Raw genomic sequence first — 22,414 nt, 5'->3', positions numbered from 1 at the left:
GCCCCGCTGTGTTCATAAAATGCTCTATATTTAAGTGATATGGATTTTTTTGGGTTTTAATGATGGTGGCTTCGTTAGAAAACATGTTACTTGATCAAATCATGCATTATGCTCAAATCCAACCCGATAAAATAGCCTTCAAATTCCTTGAGGAGAATTATAAAACCAGCCAGACACTAACCTATGGACAACTCGCCAAACACGTAGCGTCTTTAACCGATGTTATATTAAATGCCCAGCAGCACAGAAACCTGCCGTTAACCCAACAACCGATCCTGTTAATTTTTGATTCAAGCCTTGAATACATTCTTGCTTTTTTAGCGGTGCTTAACTCTGGGAATATTGCCATAACCGCGTATCCACCCCGTCAGGTCAGGCATTTGAACCGGCTGTTAAAAATCATTGAAAATTCCCATACTTCTCTGGTTTTGACCACAGAGCAGATTAAAAATTATTGCCAGCTCAATCAATTTGCCTTTCCTTCCAGCAGTGAGGTGATGGCCATTGAGCAACTACAGGAAAAACGCATTCTTTTTGGGGGAGTGAAGCCTGTTGTCACCCCCGATTTTACCGCGTTTTTACAGTACACCTCAGGATCTACCGGAGCGCCCAAGGGTGTTATCGTCACCCACAAAAATATGAGTGCCAATCTGAACTTAATGCGTGATTTAGTCGGTGAGGCAACGCTTGAAAAATGCATCTCCTGGCTTCCCATTTTTCATGACATGGGATTAATGGGAAATACCTTATTGCCTTTGTACCTGGGGGGCACCAGTGTTTTTATGGCACCGCTGACGTTTATTAAAAATCCGCTGTTCTGGCTTACCACCATGAGCCAGGAAAAAGGAACGTATAGCATGGCGCCTAATTTTGCCTATGATTTAGCGGCAGATGCTCTGGAAAATACGGATGTGTCTTCCCTTAATCTTGATTTTTCTAATGTTCGTTGCCTGGTCAATGGCGCTGAGCCGGTTAAACCAAAAACAGTCAGACGCTTTGAGCAATTACTTGCCCCGTTTGGACTGGCAAAAAACACCATGAAAACCGGCTATGGTATGGCTGAAACAACCCTCTGTATCTCGTTTGAATCCAGGCGAAAACGCTTTATCAAAGTTGACAGACGATCCTTGGAACAAGGGGTGATTGCCGGGGGTGAAAAATCGACTCGGCAAACCGAACTCGTCTGTTGTGGGGTGATAACCAATTCATATCAATTAAGGATAGTCGATCCCCTGACACAGCAGACTCTTCCCTCAAATCAGGTGGGGGAAATCTGGGTTCAGGGGCATTCCGTAGCCAGTGGCTATTACAACAATCCGGAACAAACCCGCGAAACGTTTCACGCCTTCACCCGCGATAGGCAGGAAGGCCCTTTCTTAAGAACAGGTGATTTGGGATTTGTAACCCCGGATGGCGTGCTCATTGTATGCGGCCGAGTCAAAGACCTGATGATTATTAATGGCCGTAATATCTATCCCCAGGACATTGAAATGGCCTGTTACGAAAGTGATCCCGCATTAATAATGGACAGTGCGGCCGCCTTTTCTCTGGACAATGAACGATCTGAAGTTTGCGTGCTGATTGGAGAAGTCACCCCGGGTCTTCAGGAGGCAGACTACCAACGCATTCTTCAGCAAATCAAGCGAGCCGTGTTCGACAGTGCCGATATTGTGCCCCACGATATTGTCCTCATTCCGCCAAGAAAAATATTTAAAACCAGCAGTGGAAAAATACAACGCAGGGCCTGCAAAAACGCTTATCTTCATGATGAATTTGAGGTCATCGCCCGTTTAAATCCACCGCTTGAGAGCATGGAAGGCAATAACATTGCTCAGCCGAAACAAGTGGATAATGCTGTGATTCACTGGTTGAAGCAATGGATTAGTGAGCAAACCAAAATTCCCATAACTCAAATCGACAGCTATAAGGCCTTTGCTGATTATGGCCTGAGTTCCGTGGCACTGGTTACCATGGTAGGCGAGCTTGAGAAATTTCTGCAAAAACCCTTAGATCCCTGGCTGGTCTGGGAATTTCCAACCATTAGCCGTTTAAGCGAGCAGCTTGTCGCTAAAAACAGGCAAGTGATACCGGATGAGGAAACGGCTGTTTATGAACCCATTGCCATCATCGGCATGCATGGTCTTTTTCCTGGAAAAGAGGACACAATCGAGGGCGTGGATGCGCTGTGGGAAAATCTCAAGGCGAATAAGGACAACATCACCCCCATTCCTTTGGACCGTTGGGATAACCGCCTGTATTTCGATTCTGATCCTGAGAAAAAGGGGCATATGTATTGTTCTGCTGGCGGTTTTTTAAGCCGAATTGATCACTTCGATGCCAAATTTTTTAATATTTCACCTCGGGAAGCGGCCTATCTGGATCCACAACAGCGATTGCTGCTTCAGGCGACCTGGCATGCCCTGGAAGACGCGGGCATGACCGCAGACAGCCTAAAAAATTCAAAAACGGGCATTTATATCGGCATCAGCACACATGATTATGATCAGTTAATTCATCAACAGGTCCCGCTTGAAGAGTTAAACCTTTATCAGGCAACAGGAACCAGCTTCTCAACCGCGGCTGGCCGACTGGCTTATTTTTTAGGGGCGCAAGGTCCGTGCATGGCCATTGATACGGCCTGCTCTTCTTCCTTAGTCAGCATTCATCAGGCAAGCCGCAGTTTACAGAATGGGGATTGCAGTTTGGCCATCGCCGGCGGCGTCAACCTGATGTTATCTCCCAAGGGGAGCATTATTTTTTGTAAAAGCCATATGTTGTCTCCGAGAAATCGTTGTTCTACATTTGATGTAAGCGCCGACGGCTATGTTCGCGGTGAAGGCGTGGGGATAGTCATTTTAAAGAAACTGGCGGATGCCATTCACGATGGCAATTCAATTTATGCGGTCATCCATGGCAGTGCGGTCAATCAGGACGGCGCAAGCAATGGGTTGACGGCCCCCAATTTGCAGGCGCAAATTGATGTCATTCAAACAGCCCTTCGCCGCGCTAATCTCAACGCTGCGCAGATTACGCATGTGGAAGCCCATGGCACCGGCACGGAATTGGGTGACCCCATTGAATGGGAAGGCATTCGCCGCACTTACGGCATGGAGCGAAATGCCCCGCTTTATATTACGTCCTTAAAAACACGAATTGGCCATCTTGAAGCCGCAGCCGGGGTTGCCGGGTTGATTAAAACCGCTCTGGCCATCAGGCATGGCCAGATCCCGGCTCATCTTCATCTGCACCAATTTAATCCCAAACTGCATCAACAAGACACCATGCAGGTCCCGGCTGAATTGACAGACTGGGCTGTGGAAAGCCGTTATGCCGGCGTGAGTTCATTTGGATTCAGCGGTACGAATGCCCACCTTATTTTAGGGGAAGCGCCGAAGGGAACATCAACGGGTGAAAAAGTTATCCGACCTAATCATTTATGGGTGGTGAGTGCACAGGAAAAACCCACCCTGCAGGCTTATCTACAACGTTACCTAGCCTATGGCCAACACCGGGGCGATAGCATTCATTTCGCGTCTTTATGCCACCACTTGTTAACGAAGCGAACTCACCTGCCGTATCGTGCCTTTATCGTGGCGCAGCATACCCCACAATGGGTCGAGAAATTGCAGGGTCAACATTGGGAGGAAGGCGTGATGACGGATGCCAACGCCATGGCCTGGCTTTTTACAGGACAAGGGTGCTTGCAGCCGAACGTGGCCGCTGAATTGTATACGACGCTTCCCCCATTTGCCGCTGTTATTGACCATTGTTGCGCCCGTTGCCAAAAGTGGCTGCCCTACGATTTGAAGGAAATCCTTCTGAATACACCGTCATCGGTGGATATCAATCATACCCAATACGCGCAACCCGCACTTTTTGTGTATGAATATGCCTTGGCTCAATGGCTATTGAAGTTAGGTTTACGGCCCCGATTGTTGTTAGGTCATAGCCTGGGAGAATATGTGGCTGCCTGTATTGCCGAAATCATGTCGCTTGATGAGGCGCTGAGTCTGGTCTGTCAGCGGGCGATGCTGTTCTCAAAATGGCCGGGTGATGGGGCAATGCTTGCCATTGCAGCCGAACAAAACGTGGTGGAATCCCTGCTTAAAGAGGTTGGTAATCTGGTGATTGCATTAAAAAATGGCCCGGGTCAAATGGTTGTTTCGGGAACAAACAAAGCCATAGCCGCCTGTGAGCGTGCCTGCCAGGACAAGAATCTGCGCTGTAAAAAACTGGCGACATCCCATGCCTTTCATTCGCCGCTCATAGAGCCTGTCGCGCAAGAATTTAGAGCGATAGCTGAGGCTATCCATTACCGTCCTGCCAAAATCCCGGTGATCTCAAATGTCACCGGCGTTGAAATAAAAGACGGTCAAATCAATGGCGACTATTGGTGTCGGCACATGCTGCAGACGGTCGAATTTCATCAGGGGCTTAACACCATCCAGGAAAAAGGCACGAATCTCATGCTTGAAATTAGCCCTAAACCGGTGCTGGTTTCTCAACTTCAGGACATGGATAATATCCTTGCACTGGGGACTGTCTCAGATGCTAGAAGGCCGTGGCCGGGTTTGCTGACGACACTGGGCCGTTTATTCTTGAGAGGGGTTGATATCCACTGGCAGGAACTGGATAAGCATCAGATTTTTGTTGACGAGCCCCTGCTTAAATACCCATTCAACGAGAAACAGTACTGGTTACCCCGGTTTGATAAGCATCCGGAAGGTACAACAGCAGAAAACAACTGGAAATCCTGTCTTTATCAGCCGCAATGGGAGAGGCTTAACGGGCAACCTCATCCAGTCCATGCCGTACAAGGCACAGTCTTATTAATAAGCAGGGACCAAAATCCCCCAATCGATGGCTACGTGACCCGGTTAAAAGAAACAGTCTCAGCTGTTAAGGTATTGCTTTATCGCTCTTCCGAGACCGAGTCATTAACGCCTTACCTGGAGCAGGCTGACCACCTTGTCTATCTCTGCCTGACGGAAGAAGGGAAAGTCGAAGAAGAAACGGCTTTTATGATGCAGTTTTCGCAGGAATTGCTGCGCCATTGGCCAGAAAAGCCCCTCTTTTTCTTAACCACGACCGACTCGCTAACCGGTGCGGCCTTACTGGCCTTGCTGCAATCGGTAAAGCAGGAATATCCCGCCTGGCCGCTGCACTGTTTACAGATTGATAAGGGAACCGATGAGCATGATTTTGACTTTATTTTTTCCAAAAAGGATAATCATGGGTCTTTGCGTTACCGTGCAACAGGGGACTATGAGCAGAAAAAAATTATCCCGCTGAATACGTTTAAACTGGCCGATTTTAAAATAACCCCTGACGATGTGTGTTTAATGACCGGTGCTTCAGGCGATATTGGCCAGGCCCTTCTTGAGACACTGTCTGCACTGGGGCTTCAGTATGTGGTTGCAGTGGGGCGCAGGGAAAATGAACCACGCTGGTCAGCCTTAATTCAGGAGAGAAAAGCCAATGGCCTGCAATTGCATTATTGTGCCTGTGACGTATCCAACGCGGAGGAAGTGAAGAAACTACTGAAAAATCTGCCGACGCATTTTCCCCCATTAACCATGATTATTCATGCTGCAGGGACAACTGTCGATAAGCCCTGGCTTAAAACCACGGAACAGGAGATAAGCACTATCCTGAAGGCCAAGGCATTGGGGGCCTGGTCGCTCCATCAGGCCACCGTGGGTTATCCACTGAAAGCCTTCATCTGTATCTCGTCCATAAGCGCACTATTCGGCAATGAGGGCCAGGCCCTCTATGCGGCCGCCAATGCCTATTTAAACGCCCTGGTTTCTTTACGGCGCAGCCAGAATCTTGCGGCGCAATCGTTGATTCTGGGCCCGGTAAAAAACACCGGTTTATTTAAAAAGAATGAAAAATCACTCACTGCGTATCTGGCTGAGCGGGGGGTTACGCCCTTAACCCTGGATGAGCTTCAAACGGTCTTTAAACAGCAACTGGATTGTCCGCAATTAATCGTCGGGCATTTTTCAAAACCCCTTGAGGGTAAGGTATTATCTGCTGAACCCAGCGCCCGGGATGGGCGAGATGAAACAGTGGTCAGGCCAGAGGATATCCTGACAGTCGCTCAGGACATTCTTTGCGTGGCTGCTGGTGATTTGTCCGTTCATGACAATTGGTTTGAAGCCGGTATGGATTCGATTATGGCTGCGCAATTAGCGCATCAGCTTAATCGAAAATACAACAGGAAATGCCTGACGGCGAAAGATATCTTCACTGATTCATCAGCGGCGCAGTTGGCTAAAAAAATTCATCAGGCCTTGCAGGACAGTCAGCGAGCATTGACGGAGCCAGTCGGCAGCAGCCGTTTCCCAAAAACAACCCCTCTGTCCTTGCAGCAACAGGAAATATGGAATTTTCTTAAACAATCAACTGAAAAAGAGGCTTATCAACTACCCATTGTTATCCGCATCGATACTGCTGTATCCAGTGAGAGGCTGCAAAAGGCCTTGTCACAGGTTTTGGCACGCCATGATGTGTTACGTTGTAGTTTTCATGAGGTGTTAGGGCAGGTTAGTCAGCATATTCATGACGAATGCGAGCTCTCTCTCGACTTATCCCGCACGGACCAGGAGGCCGAGGTGGCCGCATTTTTCAGCCTGCCTTTTGATCTCACGCAAGCGCCATTAATCAGAACCAAACTCATTAAACAGGACGAGGGGCGCTATTTATGGCTGCTTAATTTTCATCACCTTATCGGTGATGGTTATACCGTGACTGCCTTTATCCATGAGACGTTACGAGCATATGAAGGGGAGTTTCTCGATGGAAAAACACCACAGTACAGGGAGTTCATTGCCTGGCAATGGGATCATGTTTATCCTGCGCTGCAGGATAGTTTGAAATCGTATTGGTATCAAAAACTTAAGGATATACCAGTCACTGTTCCGTTTGCTAAAGACACGCAAACCCCCATGGAAGCCCATATCGTTTCTGAATCATTCGCCCTTCAAAAAATAAAACACAGCCTGGCATTTCTTGAAAAGCACAATTTATCCATCAGTAATTTTTTATTGGCTAACCTGTTTGATGTGTTGCTTGCCGCCTTTCAACTGGAACAGCTGGGCATTGTTGTCTTTTTCTCCGGGCGGCAAAACAGTGAATTGACGACGGTTTTTGGCGATACGTCGAATGATGTAGTGATCACATCCAGACACGAATCCGATATCTTCACCCACAGTCAATTACTGCAGGAGCAGATTTTATCTTTGGAAGACAAGCAGTATTTCCGTCTTTCTCTGTTAAAGGAACTTGGATTAAACAAGCCCATGATATCATTTGATTTTCAGCGTGGTATTGAGCTCAATCTTAAAACCAGCTTGCCGATAACCATTATAAAAACAAGCAATGTGCAAAACTATTTATGGGGGGATGAGCCGAGGCTGTTATCGTTTAAAGTATCCCTGGCTGAAGACCACTTTAAATTCGCGTTGAAATATCGAGCCGATAAAATTACCAAGAAAACCGCCCAGACCTTGCTGCAGCAATGGCTGACTTACCTGCTTAGCCATGAAGACAGGCTTAAGCAGGATGGCGTAGCCAACAGACTCAGTCAGCCAGCATCCGCGTTACAGACCAACTTGTGGCAATTATTAAAGAATCACCCAAATGGCTTGCCTTATTCAATCCCTCTGTTCAACGTCTTGAATCCCTCAGTGGACATCGAGAAATTAAACCGGGCCTTACAAAAAACCATTCAGGACAACCCCGCTTTACGTCTGTCTTTTAGCGAAAAGGATAACAATCTGCAATGGCAAATCCATCCAGAGGCGTGCCTGCCCATCCAAATTATAACCCCTAAAAATCTCTATGAGGCATTGAATAGCCTGTTGGTAGAACCCATTGATGCAAAGCAGCCGCCTCTTCTTAAAGCCTATCTGCTGGTGCCGGGTCAGGACAACGAAAACAGGATTTTATTCTTTAAGCTGCATCATCTGGTCTGCGACGGTATAGGGGCTGAGTTATTTCTTAAAGCGCTTGAATGGTGGTACGATCATGCCGATGAGGCTGTGGATACAGCGCAAAAAGACGTGGATTATTTAAGGCGGCATCAACCCGATCAATCATCCTATCGCCAATACCTTAAGAACTATGGCGATTATATGGCTAAAACCAACACCCTTCTTTCAGAAAATGACTGGTTGCCATGGGGTAGCCAGGAACCTGAGTTTATAAGTGGCGTCGTTTATAAACAAATCCCCCAGGCACTCACCGAAAAAATACTCACTTTCTGCCAGAAAAATCAGTTCTCGAGTTATGCTTTTTATTTCCATATGTTCTGCAGGGCCTTAAGTGCCCTTATTCAGCAAGAAACGGTTTATATCAGCCTGGTTAAATCAAACCGGCTCACGCAATCAAAGCAGGCGATGATCGATTATTATGCCGATAATATCCCGGTTGTTATGCGAATGCATTCCTCTGACAAGTTAGTGAGGCAAATAAAACAAACCCAGATGACGATTATTGAGTTGATTGAGCAACACCAGTATGCATTATTAACGGAAGACATGAAAAAAATGGATTACCGGCAACCGCCGTTTATTTTCAATCAATACAAAGCGGAGCATGAAAGCCGCCTGTTCCAATCAGCGGATTACCTGGTTCCTATTCTCCTTGAACAAGGGGGAAATCAAGTGACCGTTTGGAATTATCCTAATCCTGAAAAATTGAATCTATTGGTGCGAAGTAGCCAAGCGGGTGACAGGATGGGCCTTGCCTTTAACCCACGCTTCTTCAATGAGGAAGAAGCCGGTTTATTCTTACAACGCCTGTTGCAAGCCATCGAATCGAGCCTGGATTGATTTAATCAGAACAAAAGCCGAGCTAACGATGATATGGCTAGATTGACTTATTACCTTAAAAAGCACTATTATAAAGTCAGCTAGAAATGTCTATTTTATATTCTCCAAATCGTCGTTTTATTCATTTAATCCCTCGTTCGGTAGTTTTTAATTTTGACCGGTTTCCGGCTAATTCGCCTATACAGGCATTAATAAACACTTAAGGATACTTATGTCTAAAACGGTAAACGGGGTTGTGAAATGGTTTAACGAATCCAAAGGATTTGGTTTTATTGAGCAAGAAGACGGGCCGGATGTATTTGCTCACTTTAAAGAAATTTTAAGTTCCGGCTTTAAAACCCTTACAGAAGGTCAGCGAGTACAATTCATTGTGACGCAAGGAGTAAAGGGCCTTCAAGCACAAAATATAGTCGCTCTTTAATTACGGTAGTATGTAAAAAACTTCAGGGATCTTACCGGAAGTTTTTTACGTTGTTATTGATCCGTATCCTATTCTCTATCCGTGAAACAAGCTCCCCATCGATTAAAAAATGAATAGAGTTCCGGCTGTGTTAACAGCTGCTTATGATTTTTGATTAGTCTAATTTTTCTTTTAGACAAAAGCAGCATAGGGCCAAGCCCTGGCCCTGTCCTTACGGCACCTGTTCCAAGCCCTCGAATCGGTCTGGATTGATTTAATCCAGAGTTGCCTGCCTGCTCTGGTTCTGTTAATAGGGTCTTTTCGGCTTGTCTTTATCAAACAAGGAGGACGATGTGGTTCCTGATGGGCTGCCTATGGAAAATAGCCTGACGAATAAACAGAGGTTTGTGTCGAGGGTCCTGCCTCCTCGCTATGGCCTGAACGGACGGCCAAGTGACCACGGTATTCGTCAATCAAACCCTCTTGCCTTGAGGGTGAAGCAAGGATTTCTTCAACCTCTTTATCATCGAGTAGTTCGCCGCTGGCGCGATACCGTTTATAGGCTTGAAAATTCTGGTTTTTTTCTTCGATCTGGTGGTCATTGAAGCATTGGATTAATTGCCTGTGGATAAAAATAAACAGAGCGGCCATTTTTTTTGTTTCGTCATGGGTTTCTTTTTCCGGGTTTTCATCAAAGATCACATTGTTTTTGCGAATCAGATTAAACAGTGCTTCCGGGAGTGTTGCCATGAATTGTCGGGTAAAGAGTCCACCCCCAGTATGCTCATTCACCAAAATTCTTTTCAGCGCGGCATTATCACAGCCTATGTGCCCAAGCTTTTGCATGCGTGATGGCAGGATATTATCGTGTTTGGTGTGATAAATGCTAATTTCCCGCGGTGTCCCTGGCCAAAAACCGGGGGTACCGATGGTCCAGAGCTGATTATATACCCGTCTGCTTTCGGCATTTAATACCATGCCCTCTGTTAAGAACCCCTCAACGGATTTAAGCTCGCCCTTGTCATCCAATGCTTCGGCCAGGCCAAAATCGATAAGGTGAACGAGTCCATGTTCATCGATGACGATATTATCGGGTTTGATATCGCGATGTACAAAATGTTGATGCATATCATAGAGTTGGAGGCAGGCTTGTATTGCCAAATCCAAACGCCTGGCCGGAGCCAAGTTAGGATTTTGACTGAGATAGGACGTTAAATTGACGCCCAAATCCAGCATGACGGTATAATATTTCTCTTTATCGTCTTGCTTTTGCTTGTCACCTTTCACTAGTCCCAAGGCCTGTCCAACGCGAGTCTCCATTTGTTGGAACGGATCATTGGTCGTCTCGATTTTGACCACATAAATCTGACTTTCCTCATCCATGATGTATTTGACCTTGCCGTAGTTGCCGCGGCCAAGATAATGGGGTTTGCCGGGTTCATTGCTGCGGGATAACGCGTACACCTTACCCTGTAACTTGATAAAGGATAAGTTGTATGGGTTGTTCGGTGTTTTTCTTGAAAACTTGGTGCCGTCGGCTGCTTCGGCTAAGGCTAATTTGGCCTGTGTCATGGCGTCCTGGAATGTAGATCCGGGAGCAACTTGAAAAAACTCATGCTTACTACGGGTCATATTATCTTAAATGAAGACATAATGAATAATTATAATACATTCCGCAGCCTCTATGACCGCTCACCATGGGCAGGGTTGCGCAGTAGGCAGCGCACCCTGCTTTCGCTGTTAGTAATAGTCATAATCGATGGAAGTAGCGGATATATCCGTGTAGGTATCCATCGGTTCCTGTTCGATGTAGGTGACTGAATTATAAACAGGTGTACTGCGTACCACGGTAGAACCGCAGCAACTATTGGTTACAACCGGTGTCGTCACAACCGACGTGCAGCATCGCTTAACGACTGGCTTCACCACCGTGGTTGGGCAACAGGCGCTGGATACATAGTTTGTGCCGCAACAGGGCCTGGTGACAACATAATCGTTAACGGAGGTATTGACATAACCACAGGCCGTTAAGCCCATGATAATCGGTGCTAAAATGATCCCTTTCATGATGAATTCTCCCAGCCATATTCACTAGCATAAGTGTATAATATTTGTTCATTAGTTGCCAGTTGGATACGATTTATTTTTGTTTCAAGTGTAATATTTTTAATCCAAATGAGATCAATAAAATCAATTATTTGAATATAAAATAGGCAATTTGCTTTTATTTGATAAAAATAATGGCCATTATGATCTATAATTATTCATAGTGGACAAATGGAGTTGGCCATGACTGAGAAACTGGAATTGGAAGAGTATCTGACGACCTTACTGTCTGGTGAATATCGCACATCCAGACCCTTCGATTAAAAATCCGATATTACCGCAGTAATGGGACCAGAAGCCAAAGCACTGAAAATTCCTGACATCCCCATGGAACAAATAATCCCACCTCGAGAGATGATCGTAAAAGGTATCTATCTTTTGCTTGAACCCGTGTTGAATGAACTGGTAGAAAATAGCGCCTTTGATTGGCAATTATCATATGGCTCTTTATCAGCAAAGGATGTCGCTAAAGGATATCTCTTCAATGCGATCACCAGTTCCATGCTCAAAGACAGACCCTTCACCCCTCAGGAATTGGGTTTACAAATCTTTCTGCGTCACGTCAGTGATGCCTATGTTGACGGCATCAGCGCAGAAAAAGCCATCTCAACATTTGCTGGTAAACCCCATGTGCAAAGCCAATTCGGCACCATGGTCACCTCCATGTCCCTTACTAGACCGACCAAGCAGGATTTAATTAACAGTTATCTGGCTGATAATCGTTTTGTTATCGCTTATCAAGCCAGCCTGTTTGATGAAAGCGAGTTTGAAAAAGGTGTCTCCGATGATTTAAAACAGTCCTTGCTGATGGTCATGAATATCGTCACAAAACACTATAAACCGCATTTCTGGAATAAACCTAAAGAAGTATTCAGTCCTTTAAACCTCAAGATCATTAATGAAACAATGGGTTTGCCCGCGTTGCTGTACTATTTTCTACCGTACTGAAAGAAATCCGTAAAATCAATTCACGGGTGTTTATGGATGAAACCTTAACGGAGATTAAAAAATCCTCATTTTTTTTGCGGAATAGCGTGGATTTAACCGATGACAGCCGTCAGGAATTAAAATTGGCTATGGATAAACTCATTAAAGAAATAGACAGGGTCAGTGAGAAATTAATAAGCAGCAGAATCAAGGAAACGCTCACGTCCTGGACACCTGCCTACCCAGGGAAAACAACCAATATCAGAGGGAGTGTTTAACTTTTAATGACCTTATTAAATGCCAATAACCTCGGGTATTTCAGAGGGCATTTATACGGGTAAATGCCTGTTCTAACTGTTCGCAAATTGCCAATTCCTCGACTATTCTTAAAGAGGGTTGTAAGTCGGAATTGGATATGGATAAACGTTTTGGATTACCTGTTTCTACCACTTCAATGGAGTTTGCCACCGCGCGCGACCACTTTCACCACCAAATGCTTGCTTCTGGCTCTCAGGCGAAGAACGAAGCCAGGCAATTTTTTCTGAAGTATCTGTCTCATTACCGCAACTCAGCCCTGAAGTCTTATTGGTTTCAGAATGAAACGTCATGACCACATGACCTGGAGACAGGGTAACAAGAAAGGAAATGCGTATGGCAAATGATTGGGTAGAAAAAACAAAAACCTGCTTTCTGGATTTACAAAGCAGGGTATGCTCGGAACTTAACAAGTATGAACCTTTGCAGCGCTTTGAAAAGGATGCCTGGACTAGCCCGGTCGGTGATGGGCTGACTTGCGTGCTGGAGGGTGGCGACGTCATTGAAAAGGGGGGAGTGAACGTTTCGTATGTTCATGCAGCCTCCCTGCCGCCGGCGTCGTTAGTGCATAGAAAAGAACTGGCGGGGTTGCCCTTTTACAGCACCGGCATCTCCATAGTCATCCACCCCAGGAATCCGTATGTACCGACATCTCATGCTAATTTGAGGCTATTTTACATGGAAAGAGAAAAGGAGGAGCCTCTATGGTGGTTTGGGGGCGGTTTTGATTTAACGCCATATTATGGTTTTGTTGAAGATTGTCAGTTATGGCATCAAAAGGCGTTAGAAGCATGCCAACCCTTTGGCAAGGACTGTTATAGGGAATTTAAAGAAAGAGCCGATCACTATTTCTACATTAACCATCGTAGAGAGCCGAGAGGCATTGGCGGGCTGTTTTTTGATGATTTAAATCGTTGGGATTTCGACACAACGTTTAATTTTGCCAAGCATGTGGGCGATAAATACCTCGAAGCCTATCTACCCATCGTTGAAAAACGATATACCATGGACTATGGTGAACGGGAGCGCCATTTTCAATTGTACCGTCGCGGGCGTTATGTGGAATTCAATTTGGTCTACGACCGTGGTACCTTGTTTGGATTGCAGTTTGGCGGTAGGACTGAATCCATTCTAATGTCCTTACCGCCGCTGGTGACCTGGTGTTACGAGTATCATGTTCAGGAAAAGAGTGCTGAGGCGGAATTAGTGGATTATTATTTAAAGGCCAGGGATTGGATTAATCTTTAACCTTCTATAACGCAGGCATTTAACAAGTTTTACCCGACAATAACCTAGAGGGTTTATGATGACAAAGACGATTCGTTTAGCCACAAGGGCATCAAAACTGGCCCTGGTTCAGGCCGAAATTGTAAAAAGCAAGTTAGAGGCGTTTCTTTTGGATCGTGCGACAGTAACGATCGTGCCTTTAACAACGCAAGGCGACAGGGATTTGACTAAACCCTTGCACGAAATCGGCGGTAAAGGGATATTTATTAAGGAAATAGAGCAGGCCTTACTGGATGATTTGGCTGATATCGCAGTACACAGCCTTAAAGATATCACGACCAATCTGGCTAAGGGATTGCATTTGTCGGGATTTTTAAAACCGGAAGGGCAAAGAGATGTTCTTGTTTTTAATAAAAAAGATAGTCAATTCAGTGCCTTGCCTGAAAATGCAACGATTGCTACGGGGAGTTTAAGACGTAAAGCCCTGCTGAAATACCTGCGGCCTGATATTCAAACCCTTCCTATCCGCGGCAATGTTTTAACCCGATTGGATAAAATAAAAAGTTTACCCGTCGAGGGGATTTTATTGTCAGAGGCCGGATTAATCCGTCTCAAACTGACGGATCTCAATCAGGAGGCATTAGATCCCAATCTTTTTATTCCGGCACCGGGGCAGGGGGTTATCGCCCTGCAGACGCGCGATGGGGATGATTTTGCTATTGAATGCGCCAAGGCCATCAATGATAGTCACCAGGAGTTGATCTCCACCTCGGATCTTCATTTTTTAAGCCATGTCGGCCTGGATTGCAAGGCGCCTCTGGGTTTATACACCACCGAGCAGCAGGACAGGTTACGAATGAAACTGTTTTTATCCAATGAGCCCCTGACACAGTTTTATCTTAAAGAAGTGGACTTCGCCACGAAAGAGCGTATTAAAGCGATCGATGAATTGGCTCACATGACTATAGAATGGCTTAAAGCCCATGAACACTAGCGATTTACCCTTACGTGATAAGCGTATTGTCTTATTACGCAGTAAGGAAAAAAGCAAGAAAATAGTGGAGAGAATTGAGGCACTTGGCGGAGTGGTTCTATTTCAACCGGTGTTGGATTTAGTGCCTACGGCCACTCTTAAAACCCTTACCCCCGAATGGCTAAGCGCCTATGATACGATTATTTTCGCCAGTGCCAATGCAGTGGATTTTTTTCTTAAACAGCTTAAACAATACGTTATATCACCGGTGAGCTTGTTAAATGGTAAATGCATTATTCCAGTAGGCCAGGAAACAGCTAATTATCTGCTTTCTTTGCAAATTAAGCCTTCATTAGTGCCAAAATCCTATAGTCAGGAAGGGATAATCGAGGCTTTACCACTGGATTTGCGGTCCAAAAAAATACTTCTTCCTAATAACCTCGATTCAAGAAAATACTTGGAAGAGGAATTAATTAAACGCCAGGCTCAGGTCACGGCTTTGCCTATCTATCAAAGTGTACCCGTTATTAAGAAAACAACCTTGAATTTAAAGAATGATGACTTTGTTGTATTCAGCAGCAGCTTAATAGCAAAATTTTTCTTTGAAAATCAAGATAATATTCCTAAGATCAGACCCGTTGCAATAGGGCCATCCACCTATAATACCATTCATGAATATTTTCAAGGCGAGATTTTGCTCGCCGAAGAAAGTTCTCTAATGGGTACTATTGAAATCATTCTTGCGTCTTGTTCCCAATCCATGCGGTGATTAGCGATATTGTTCGTGTTCAAAAAATATTCAATTGAGGAATTGCCTCTGGTGCTCTATAGTTAAGATGTTGCTTGCTGGTTAACAACTATTCAATTGATATTAACTTTTTTTATAACGATAAACAATGGGGTTATGAGGATGGCAAATGTTGTCATAATTTCATTAGTCCAACAAAGCGATACCCTCATCTGGAGAGAGGCAGCAGCAAGCCTTAATGAAGTGACTGGCGCACTCCCGGTACAATTGTTTTCTGGCTCAGATTGCTCAAGACAAGCGACTTGCCCGGGTCTTTGTGGTAATTCTTACTGCAAATGTCCTGACATTGAATCATCCATAAACCAAGAGTCGTTTGTCATCATTAATCTGGTGAATGATCGGTATGTGGCTGAATGGCTAATCGAAATAATTAATCAAAAAAAGCCTAAGGGCATATTTTGCTTTGCCTGTATGCCAGAGTTAATGCAATTGACCAGGATAGGCAATTACAGCATGAAAAATTCCTCAGGAGGGATGCCTGGTCCTTTAAAAAAAATTTTAACGTTTTTTTCGGGGGGACGAGAGGAAGATGTGATTTATGTCTACAGCAAACTCAGTAAAATTACAGCCAGATTGCTGCCTTTTATTCCTAAAAAATACAAGGATGTCACCAATTGGATAAACATTGTTCTATATTGGGGGCAACCTGATGTTTATAATCGCGAGCAATTATTACGCTTTCTTGCGCGTGAAATCTTTGATTTGGATGTGACTTACAAGCCGGTCAAAATTATTCCATCCATCGGCTGTTTTGATCCATTCACCGGGGAAATCTTTTCTTCACCAGACGATTATTTAAGCGCGAAGCGAAACGAGCAGTCATTTTCCTCTGCCAAACCCATGATTGCTTTACTGGTGTTTCGCCAATATGCCATAGAGCGTCAACCCTTTATTCAGGATGTGACGGAGCGCTTATCGGCAAAAAATTTGCTAGTCATACCCATTTTTGCTTCTGGCGTCGAAACGCAAGTGGCGGTAAGGAAATGGTTATTACAAAAGAAAATCGATTGTATCGTCAATACCATGGGATTTTCCTTAGTGGGAGGTCCTGCCATTGCCAATACCCCAGGTCTTTATAAAACCCAATCGGGCGAATTACTAACAGCGCTTAATATTCCCTATCTCGTTGTGCCGCCTTTAGTTGCGCAAAATCGCGATTGCCTGGAGTGTGCTTTTGAGAAAAAGAAAACATGTTGTGGTGTCGGCGTTGATTCTTTTCAAAAAGTGTTGATGTATGACATCCCTGAAATGGATGGTGCCATTGTGCCATTAATATCGGGCGCCATGCGGCAAAATTTAATTCAGGGCATCCCCGATAGGATTAATCAAATCGCCAACCAGGTCTCAGGTTGGGTTAATTTAAGAAAGAAAAACAAGTCGCAGGTTAAAATCGCGATGGTGATTTATAATTTTCCACCTGGGCAAGGCAAAGTAGGCACCGCGGCCTTATTAAACGTTCCTCTCTCGTTGATTTCTATTGTTAAGCGATTAATTGAAGAGGGTTACAACATAGAGAATTTTCCCCAAGAGGAAGAAACTTGCAAAGCCATGATCAGTCGCTTTGACGAACGTGAGGCGCCTAACCAGGCTTCCGTCCAGGATTACCGCAAACTGCTCAATCACGCTAATCAGGCTCGAATTGATGCTAAATGGGGGAATCCGCCTGGCAATATTGACCCGATTGATCGACAGACTATTCGTTTAAATATTCAAGAATTTGGTAATTTGTGCGTGGGCGTCCAGCCTGTTCTGGGTGTTCCCGGGGATCCTATGCAATTTTGTTTTGATAAAAATTTCACCCCTCATCATCAGTATGTTTTATTTTATCGTTGGCTTAAAGAATTATGGCAGGCTGATGTCTTAATTCATGTGGGCATGCACGGTACGGTAGAATGGATGCCTGGATTGCAATTAGGTCTTGGTTCCCTCTGTTGGCCTGACATTTTACTCGGTGATTTACCCAATATTTACCTCTATCCTCTCAATAATCCATCCGAAGCGATTATCGCTAAACGTCGGGCAAATTCGGTAATCGTAAGCCATATGTTACCCCCCTATGTGAGGGTAGGAGATTATTCTCGAATCAAAGAGATGAGAGCGGCGCTCTCTCATACGGATAGCTCTCTGGAACAACAATTTTTTGATCTTACGCGGCAACCCCATGAAACAGATTCTGACTTCAAAAAGCGGGCGGAGACTTACATCAACGATATAGAAGAACATTTAGTCAGTATCGGGTTGCATGTCTTTGGTAAGAATTATGGAACGGAAGAAATAAAAGCCTATTGTTATTCCATTCTTAATGTCAATGGCAGCGAAAAGCCTGGCCTGGCCGAATTAATCCAGCGACAAGTGGCTTGTGATAAAGAAAAGGCTTGGCAATTATCCTGTCAATTGATTGATGCAAGCGTCATTGAGCAATTAAATTGTAAGAAAGCCTGGCAAAAAATCATTGGCAGTGACTTTCCTTGTCCGGTTGACGAATTAACCCCCATCGTAGAGGAAGGGCTTCGCATTGCTCATCATTGTGCAAATAATCAGCATGAGGCGGATGTGCTGGTCAACGTACTCGCTGGCGGTTATGTAGCGCCAGCCCCGGGTCGAGATCCCTTGCGAAGCGGATCCATCGCCTTGCCCAGCGGTCGCAATATTTATGGTACCGATCCCTGGCGCTTGCCTGGCACGATAGCACTGCCGCGTGGCAAGGAGTTAAGCGAGCAGTTGGTTCAACGTTTTCAGCAAAATCACAATCAACAATACCCGGAAACCATTGCGATTACCCTCTGGGCTTTAGATACGATTAAAACAGAAGGCGAGTCCTTAGCCACGATTTTAAGCTTAACCGGTGCAGAGCCACTCTATGATGGTCAGGGTAAAATTTATAAATACCAGCCTGTATCTTTAGCAAAATTAGGGCGTCCCCGCATTGATGTTTGTGTGGATATGAGCGCAATATTTAGAGATTCGTTTTCTCAATTGGTAAATCTTTTGGATAAATTGTTTATTGATTTGTCGAATCTGGAGGAGCCGGTTACCCAAAATTATATTCGCAAGCATTATTTAGAGGCTTTGCAGTCGGGTATTTCCGAAGAAGAGGCTTCTTCTCGTATTTTCTCACGACCTCCGGGACGTTATGGCAATGGGATTGACCAATTAATTCAGGAGTCGGCCTGGGAAGAGGAAGACGAATTGGAAAAGGCACTGCTTCAAACCAGTTCGTTTAGTTATGGGGGAGTAAAGCAAGGCAAACCCTGTCCGGAAATATTTAAAAAAATGCTATCCACAGTAGACAATACCTTTCAAATCATGGATAGCACCGAATATGGTTTAACCGACATCCCCTTTTATTTTTCCAGCAGCGGTGCATTGCGTATGGTGGCTGAACGGATTTCATCCAAAAAAGTTGACTTGATCTACGCAGAAACCTATGCCGGCAAGACCAAAATTAATGAAGCCAAAGAATTAATCGCCAGAGAAGTCCGGGCAAAATTATTAAACCCAAAATGGCATGAGGCATTAATGAACAATGGCTATGCCGGAGCCGCGGAGCTCGGGAATCAATTTACCAATTTATTAGGACTTGCCGCCATTGAAAAAAATATCGATAAATGGGTTTTTGATGAAATGGCAGAAAATTTTATTCTCAACGAAGAAAAAAGACAGTGGCTTGAAAAAGCCAATATCAAAGCCTTAGGCAATATGATTACTCGCCTGCTCGAAGCCCATAATCGCGGTGCCTGGGATGCGGATGAAGACATGCTGAAAACATTGGAAAGTTTCTATGATGACATCGAAGACAAAATAGAAGGTATTAATAATGCAAACAATACATAGTCCAAATAGGGTCTATCCTTTTTCTGGTATTGTGGGACAACAAGGATTAAAAACCGCTTTGATTTTAAATGTGATTGATCCCAACCTGGGCGGTGTACTTATTATGGGGCATCGAGGAACAGGAAAGAGCACCATTGTCCGCTCTCTGCACGCCTTGTTACCACCTCAAAAAGCGATAAAAACATGCACTTATGGCTGTGATCCTCAAAACATTTCACCGCATTGCCCGGCATGTCAGATTTTTCTTCAACAACCCATTAAACCCGCGGCTGTAAAGCGTAGCGTACCTATTGTCGATTTGCCTCTTGGCGCAACAGAAGACCGAGTGGTTGGATCTTTAAACATAGAAACGGCATTAACGCAAGGGAAGCAGACTTTTTCACCAGGGCTGATTGCCAAAGCCAATCGCGGAATTCTTTATATCGACGAAGTGAATCTTTTGGAGGATCACTTGGTGGATTTGTTATTGGATGTGGCTGCCAGTGGCGTCAATGTGGTCGAAAGAGAGGGGATTTCAATTCGCCATCCCGCCAAATTTATTTTGATTGGTAGTGGTAACCCTGAGGAGGGGGATTTAAGACCGCAATTACTCGACCGATTTGGCCTCAGTGCGCACATAGAAACCTTGACCGGTGTCGAAGACAGGATCAGTGTGGTTCAGAAAAGACGTTTATTCGACCAGGATCCAGACGCTTTCAATCTCTCTTTGGAGAAGGAGCAAGAAAAGCTGCAAAACAAAATTAAAAAAGCACAAAAAAATTTGCATCAAGTCGCTCTGCCCGAAACGGTGGTTTATAAAATTGCGGAAATTTGTTCAAAGTTAAATGTTGATGGGCATCGTGGCGAATTGACATTATGCCGGGCCTGCGTCGCGTTGGCGGCTTTCGAGCAGAAAAAAGAAGTCAGTATGAAGCATTTGGCCGTGTTAGCGCCGCTGGCACTAAGTCATCGATTGAGAAAAGATCCTCTGGAAACCGTTGACGATTTAACCAAAATTGATAATGTGATTCACGAAACCTTGGGGATTGTCTCATGAACAGCATGAATCCCCTGCCCATCCCGGCCATGGTCGGTCTAAAGTTGGCTAAAAAAGCCCTGTTTCTTTTAGCGATTAATCCACGTTTAAAAGGGCTGATGTTGTCAGCCAAATCCGGAAGTGGAAAATCCTTAATCAGCAGCGCAGCCAGGCAGTTGTTTGTCGGGAAAAATCTGTTAAACCTGCCTGTACACACGGATGAAGCCAACCTTTTAGGGGGAGTTAATCTGGAGGAAACATTAAGATGTGGCCATAAAGTCGTGACGGCTGGCTTACTAAGCAAGGTTAATAATGGCATTTTAATTTGTGAAAGCATTAATCTATTATCGGCCAGTGTCAGCAATATTGTCTTGAATGCTTTGGATGCGGGTTATCTACAGATTGAAACCACCGGCATCAGCGAATCAATCCAGACCAATTTTCTGCTGATTGGCGCTTACAACCCCGAAGAAGGGATACCTCGTAAACATTTAATGGAACGGGTGGGCCTGCATGTTCATCTCCCTGCCAATGACAGCCGCGATTTAAGAAAAAAAATAATTACTCATAACCTTCTAAGTGACGATGCTCTAAAAGAAGAGTGGCAGGATGAAGAGGCCATTTTAATGGGTATTATTCAAAGCGCGCGTGAATTACTACCCAAAATCGAGTTGACGACAGAACAGATTAGAAAAATTGTCGAAGTGGCTGTTTATTGTAAAGTAGAGGGGAGTCGCGCGGATATTTTTGCTGTCGAAGCCGCGCGGGCAGCTGCTGCGCTGAGTCTTAGAGAGGAGGTTCTCGATGAAGACATTCAATTGGCTCTTAAATGCGTTATCTTCCCGCGAGCACAAATAAGCGAGCAGGAGCTCGCCAATTTGCTGCAAGAAGAAAAGCGTGTTGAACAAGCAAACTCAAGCCAAGAAAATACCAAGGCTTTGTCTACAGAAGAGCCAATAACCAACACAACCCTGGAAAATCTTGATGCGGATTGGGTTACTCAGGATCAACCGACCTCAGAGAGTCATAACGAGCAAAATCAGGATTTAGAGCGTTTAGATACCCTCTCTGCCGAGATTGAAAAAATGGCGGATGTCGTTTTTGAGGCGGAAGATGTCATGTTGCCCTCCGATATTATCAATTTATCGCCCTTTCGTGCGAAGGAATCATCAAGTAAAACCGGATCTCAGGGTAAAACGCTGGCTAGTCATGGCCATCATATTCGCAGCATGCCGGGTGATCTCAACAAGGGGCCGATTGATATTATCGCCACACTCCGCTCCGCGGCGCCCTGGCAGAGGGCTAGAAAAAAAGAAAGCCAAACCTTAGTCATTGAAAAGGAAGATATTCATATTAAACAATACTCCGCTAAAGCCGGTACTTTATTTATTTTTGTCGTTGATGCAAGCGGTAGTATGGGTATCAACCGCATGCGGCAGGCGAAAGGAACCGTCATCAGCCTATTGGAGCATGCTTACATTCACCGTGATCAGGTCGCTTTAATTTCCTGTCGAGGTCAATCCGGCAAAATTATTTTGCAGCCGACTGCCAGTGTTGAACTGGCCAAGAAGCATCTGGATATTTTACCCACAGGCGATGCCACACCGTTGGCCTCTTCTTTAATGCAGGTGTTTGATGTCATCCAGTATGCCAAACACATTGGCATACACCAGTATATTTTAGTGTTAATGACCGATGGCAATTCCAATGTGGGCATTCATGCCAACCAAAAAGAAGCGATTCTTAATGAATTACAAACGCTTTGCGGTGCTATAGTAAAAGTTGGAGTGAAATCCATAGTCGTCAATACCAGAAAAATTGTTTTAAAGCAGAATTCGGCCAAAAAAATTGGCGAATGGCTGCACGCAAAGTATTTTGATTTAGGCAGTAAATTGGATGTGAAATTGGCTGAAAAGATCAAAGCGTCTTTTCAATAAGCGGCAGGACAGTAGCCTATTTGGAGGAATACGCC

At 44.8% G+C, this 22,414-nt stretch carries 13 protein-coding genes; 11 read left to right on the top strand and 2 right to left on the bottom strand.

Annotated elements, in window-relative coordinates; translation table 11 throughout:
• Positions 1–83 precede the first annotated feature (83 nt).
• Both Lery_RS08360 and Lery_RS08355 read left to right on the top strand, forming a co-directional pair.
• Positions 84–8,837 (top strand): type I polyketide synthase, encoded by an 8,754-nt coding sequence (locus Lery_RS08360; RefSeq protein WP_237759183.1) that lies wholly within the window; start codon positions 84–86, stop codon positions 8,835–8,837.
• Between the two features lie 211 nt (positions 8,838–9,048).
• Positions 9,049–9,258, top strand: a complete 210-nt coding sequence (locus Lery_RS08355; protein ID WP_058526786.1) for a cold-shock protein — start codon at positions 9,049–9,051, stop codon at positions 9,256–9,258.
• A gap of 351 nt (positions 9,259–9,609) precedes the next feature.
• Here Lery_RS08355 and Lery_RS15805 read toward each other — a convergent pair whose 3' ends face one another.
• Together Lery_RS15805 and Lery_RS08345 are read right to left on the bottom strand one after the other, a co-directional pair.
• Positions 9,610–10,809, bottom strand: a complete 1,200-nt coding sequence (locus Lery_RS15805) for a protein kinase domain-containing protein (RefSeq protein WP_058526785.1) — start codon at positions 10,807–10,809, stop codon at positions 9,610–9,612.
• Between the two features lie 168 nt (positions 10,810–10,977).
• On the bottom strand, positions 10,978–11,304 hold the full coding sequence (locus tag Lery_RS08345) for a hypothetical protein (protein WP_058526784.1): 327 nt from the start codon (positions 11,302–11,304) through the stop codon (positions 10,978–10,980).
• A 324-nt stretch (positions 11,305–11,628) separates the two neighbouring features.
• Between Lery_RS08345 and Lery_RS08340 the strand changes: the two genes are divergently transcribed.
• The 9 genes from Lery_RS08340 (at position 11,629) to Lery_RS08305 (ending at position 22,379) form a co-directional block, all read left to right on the top strand.
• Positions 11,629–12,291, top strand: a complete 663-nt coding sequence (locus Lery_RS08340; RefSeq protein ID WP_131751036.1) for a hypothetical protein — start codon at positions 11,629–11,631, stop codon at positions 12,289–12,291.
• A gap of 32 nt (positions 12,292–12,323) precedes the next feature.
• Positions 12,324–12,548, top strand: a complete 225-nt coding sequence (locus tag Lery_RS08335) for a hypothetical protein (protein WP_058526782.1) — start codon at positions 12,324–12,326, stop codon at positions 12,546–12,548.
• A gap of 137 nt (positions 12,549–12,685) precedes the next feature.
• On the top strand, positions 12,686–12,880 hold the full coding sequence (locus Lery_RS15275; protein ID WP_131751035.1) for a hypothetical protein: 195 nt from the start codon (positions 12,686–12,688) through the stop codon (positions 12,878–12,880).
• Positions 12,881–12,921: 41 nt separating this feature from the next.
• Entirely contained in the window at positions 12,922–13,833 is a 912-nt protein-coding gene (gene hemF / locus Lery_RS08330; protein WP_058526781.1) for an oxygen-dependent coproporphyrinogen oxidase, read from the top strand.
• 55 nt (positions 13,834–13,888) lie between these two features.
• On the top strand, positions 13,889–14,806 hold the full coding sequence (gene hemC, locus Lery_RS08325; RefSeq protein ID WP_082657162.1) for a hydroxymethylbilane synthase: 918 nt from the start codon (positions 13,889–13,891) through the stop codon (positions 14,804–14,806).
• Complete coding sequence (locus tag Lery_RS08320) at positions 14,796–15,554, top strand: uroporphyrinogen-III synthase (protein ID WP_058526779.1); 759 nt, start codon at positions 14,796–14,798, stop codon at positions 15,552–15,554. Before hemC ends, Lery_RS08320 begins: the two co-directional genes overlap by 11 nt.
• Before the next feature lie 141 nt (positions 15,555–15,695).
• The gene (gene bchH / locus Lery_RS08315; RefSeq protein ID WP_058526778.1) at positions 15,696–19,427 is read left to right on the top strand and encodes a magnesium chelatase subunit H; all 3,732 of its coding nucleotides are present in this window, start codon (positions 15,696–15,698) and stop codon (positions 19,425–19,427) included.
• Positions 19,411–20,463 (top strand): magnesium chelatase ATPase subunit I, encoded by a 1,053-nt coding sequence (gene bchI, locus Lery_RS08310; RefSeq protein ID WP_082657160.1) that lies wholly within the window; start codon positions 19,411–19,413, stop codon positions 20,461–20,463. The genes bchH and bchI overlap by 17 nt, the downstream gene beginning before the upstream one ends.
• Positions 20,460–22,379, top strand: a complete 1,920-nt coding sequence (locus tag Lery_RS08305; protein ID WP_058526777.1) for a VWA domain-containing protein — start codon at positions 20,460–20,462, stop codon at positions 22,377–22,379. Before bchI ends, Lery_RS08305 begins: the two co-directional genes overlap by 4 nt.
• Positions 22,380–22,414: the final 35 nt, after the last annotated feature.

The organism is Legionella erythra (genome assembly GCF_001467615.1).
Lineage (GTDB): Bacteria > Pseudomonadota > Gammaproteobacteria > Legionellales > Legionellaceae > Legionella_C > Legionella_C erythra.
Note: the sequence above shows the minus strand (reverse complement) of the source record. Positions and strands in the feature narration are given on the sequence as shown.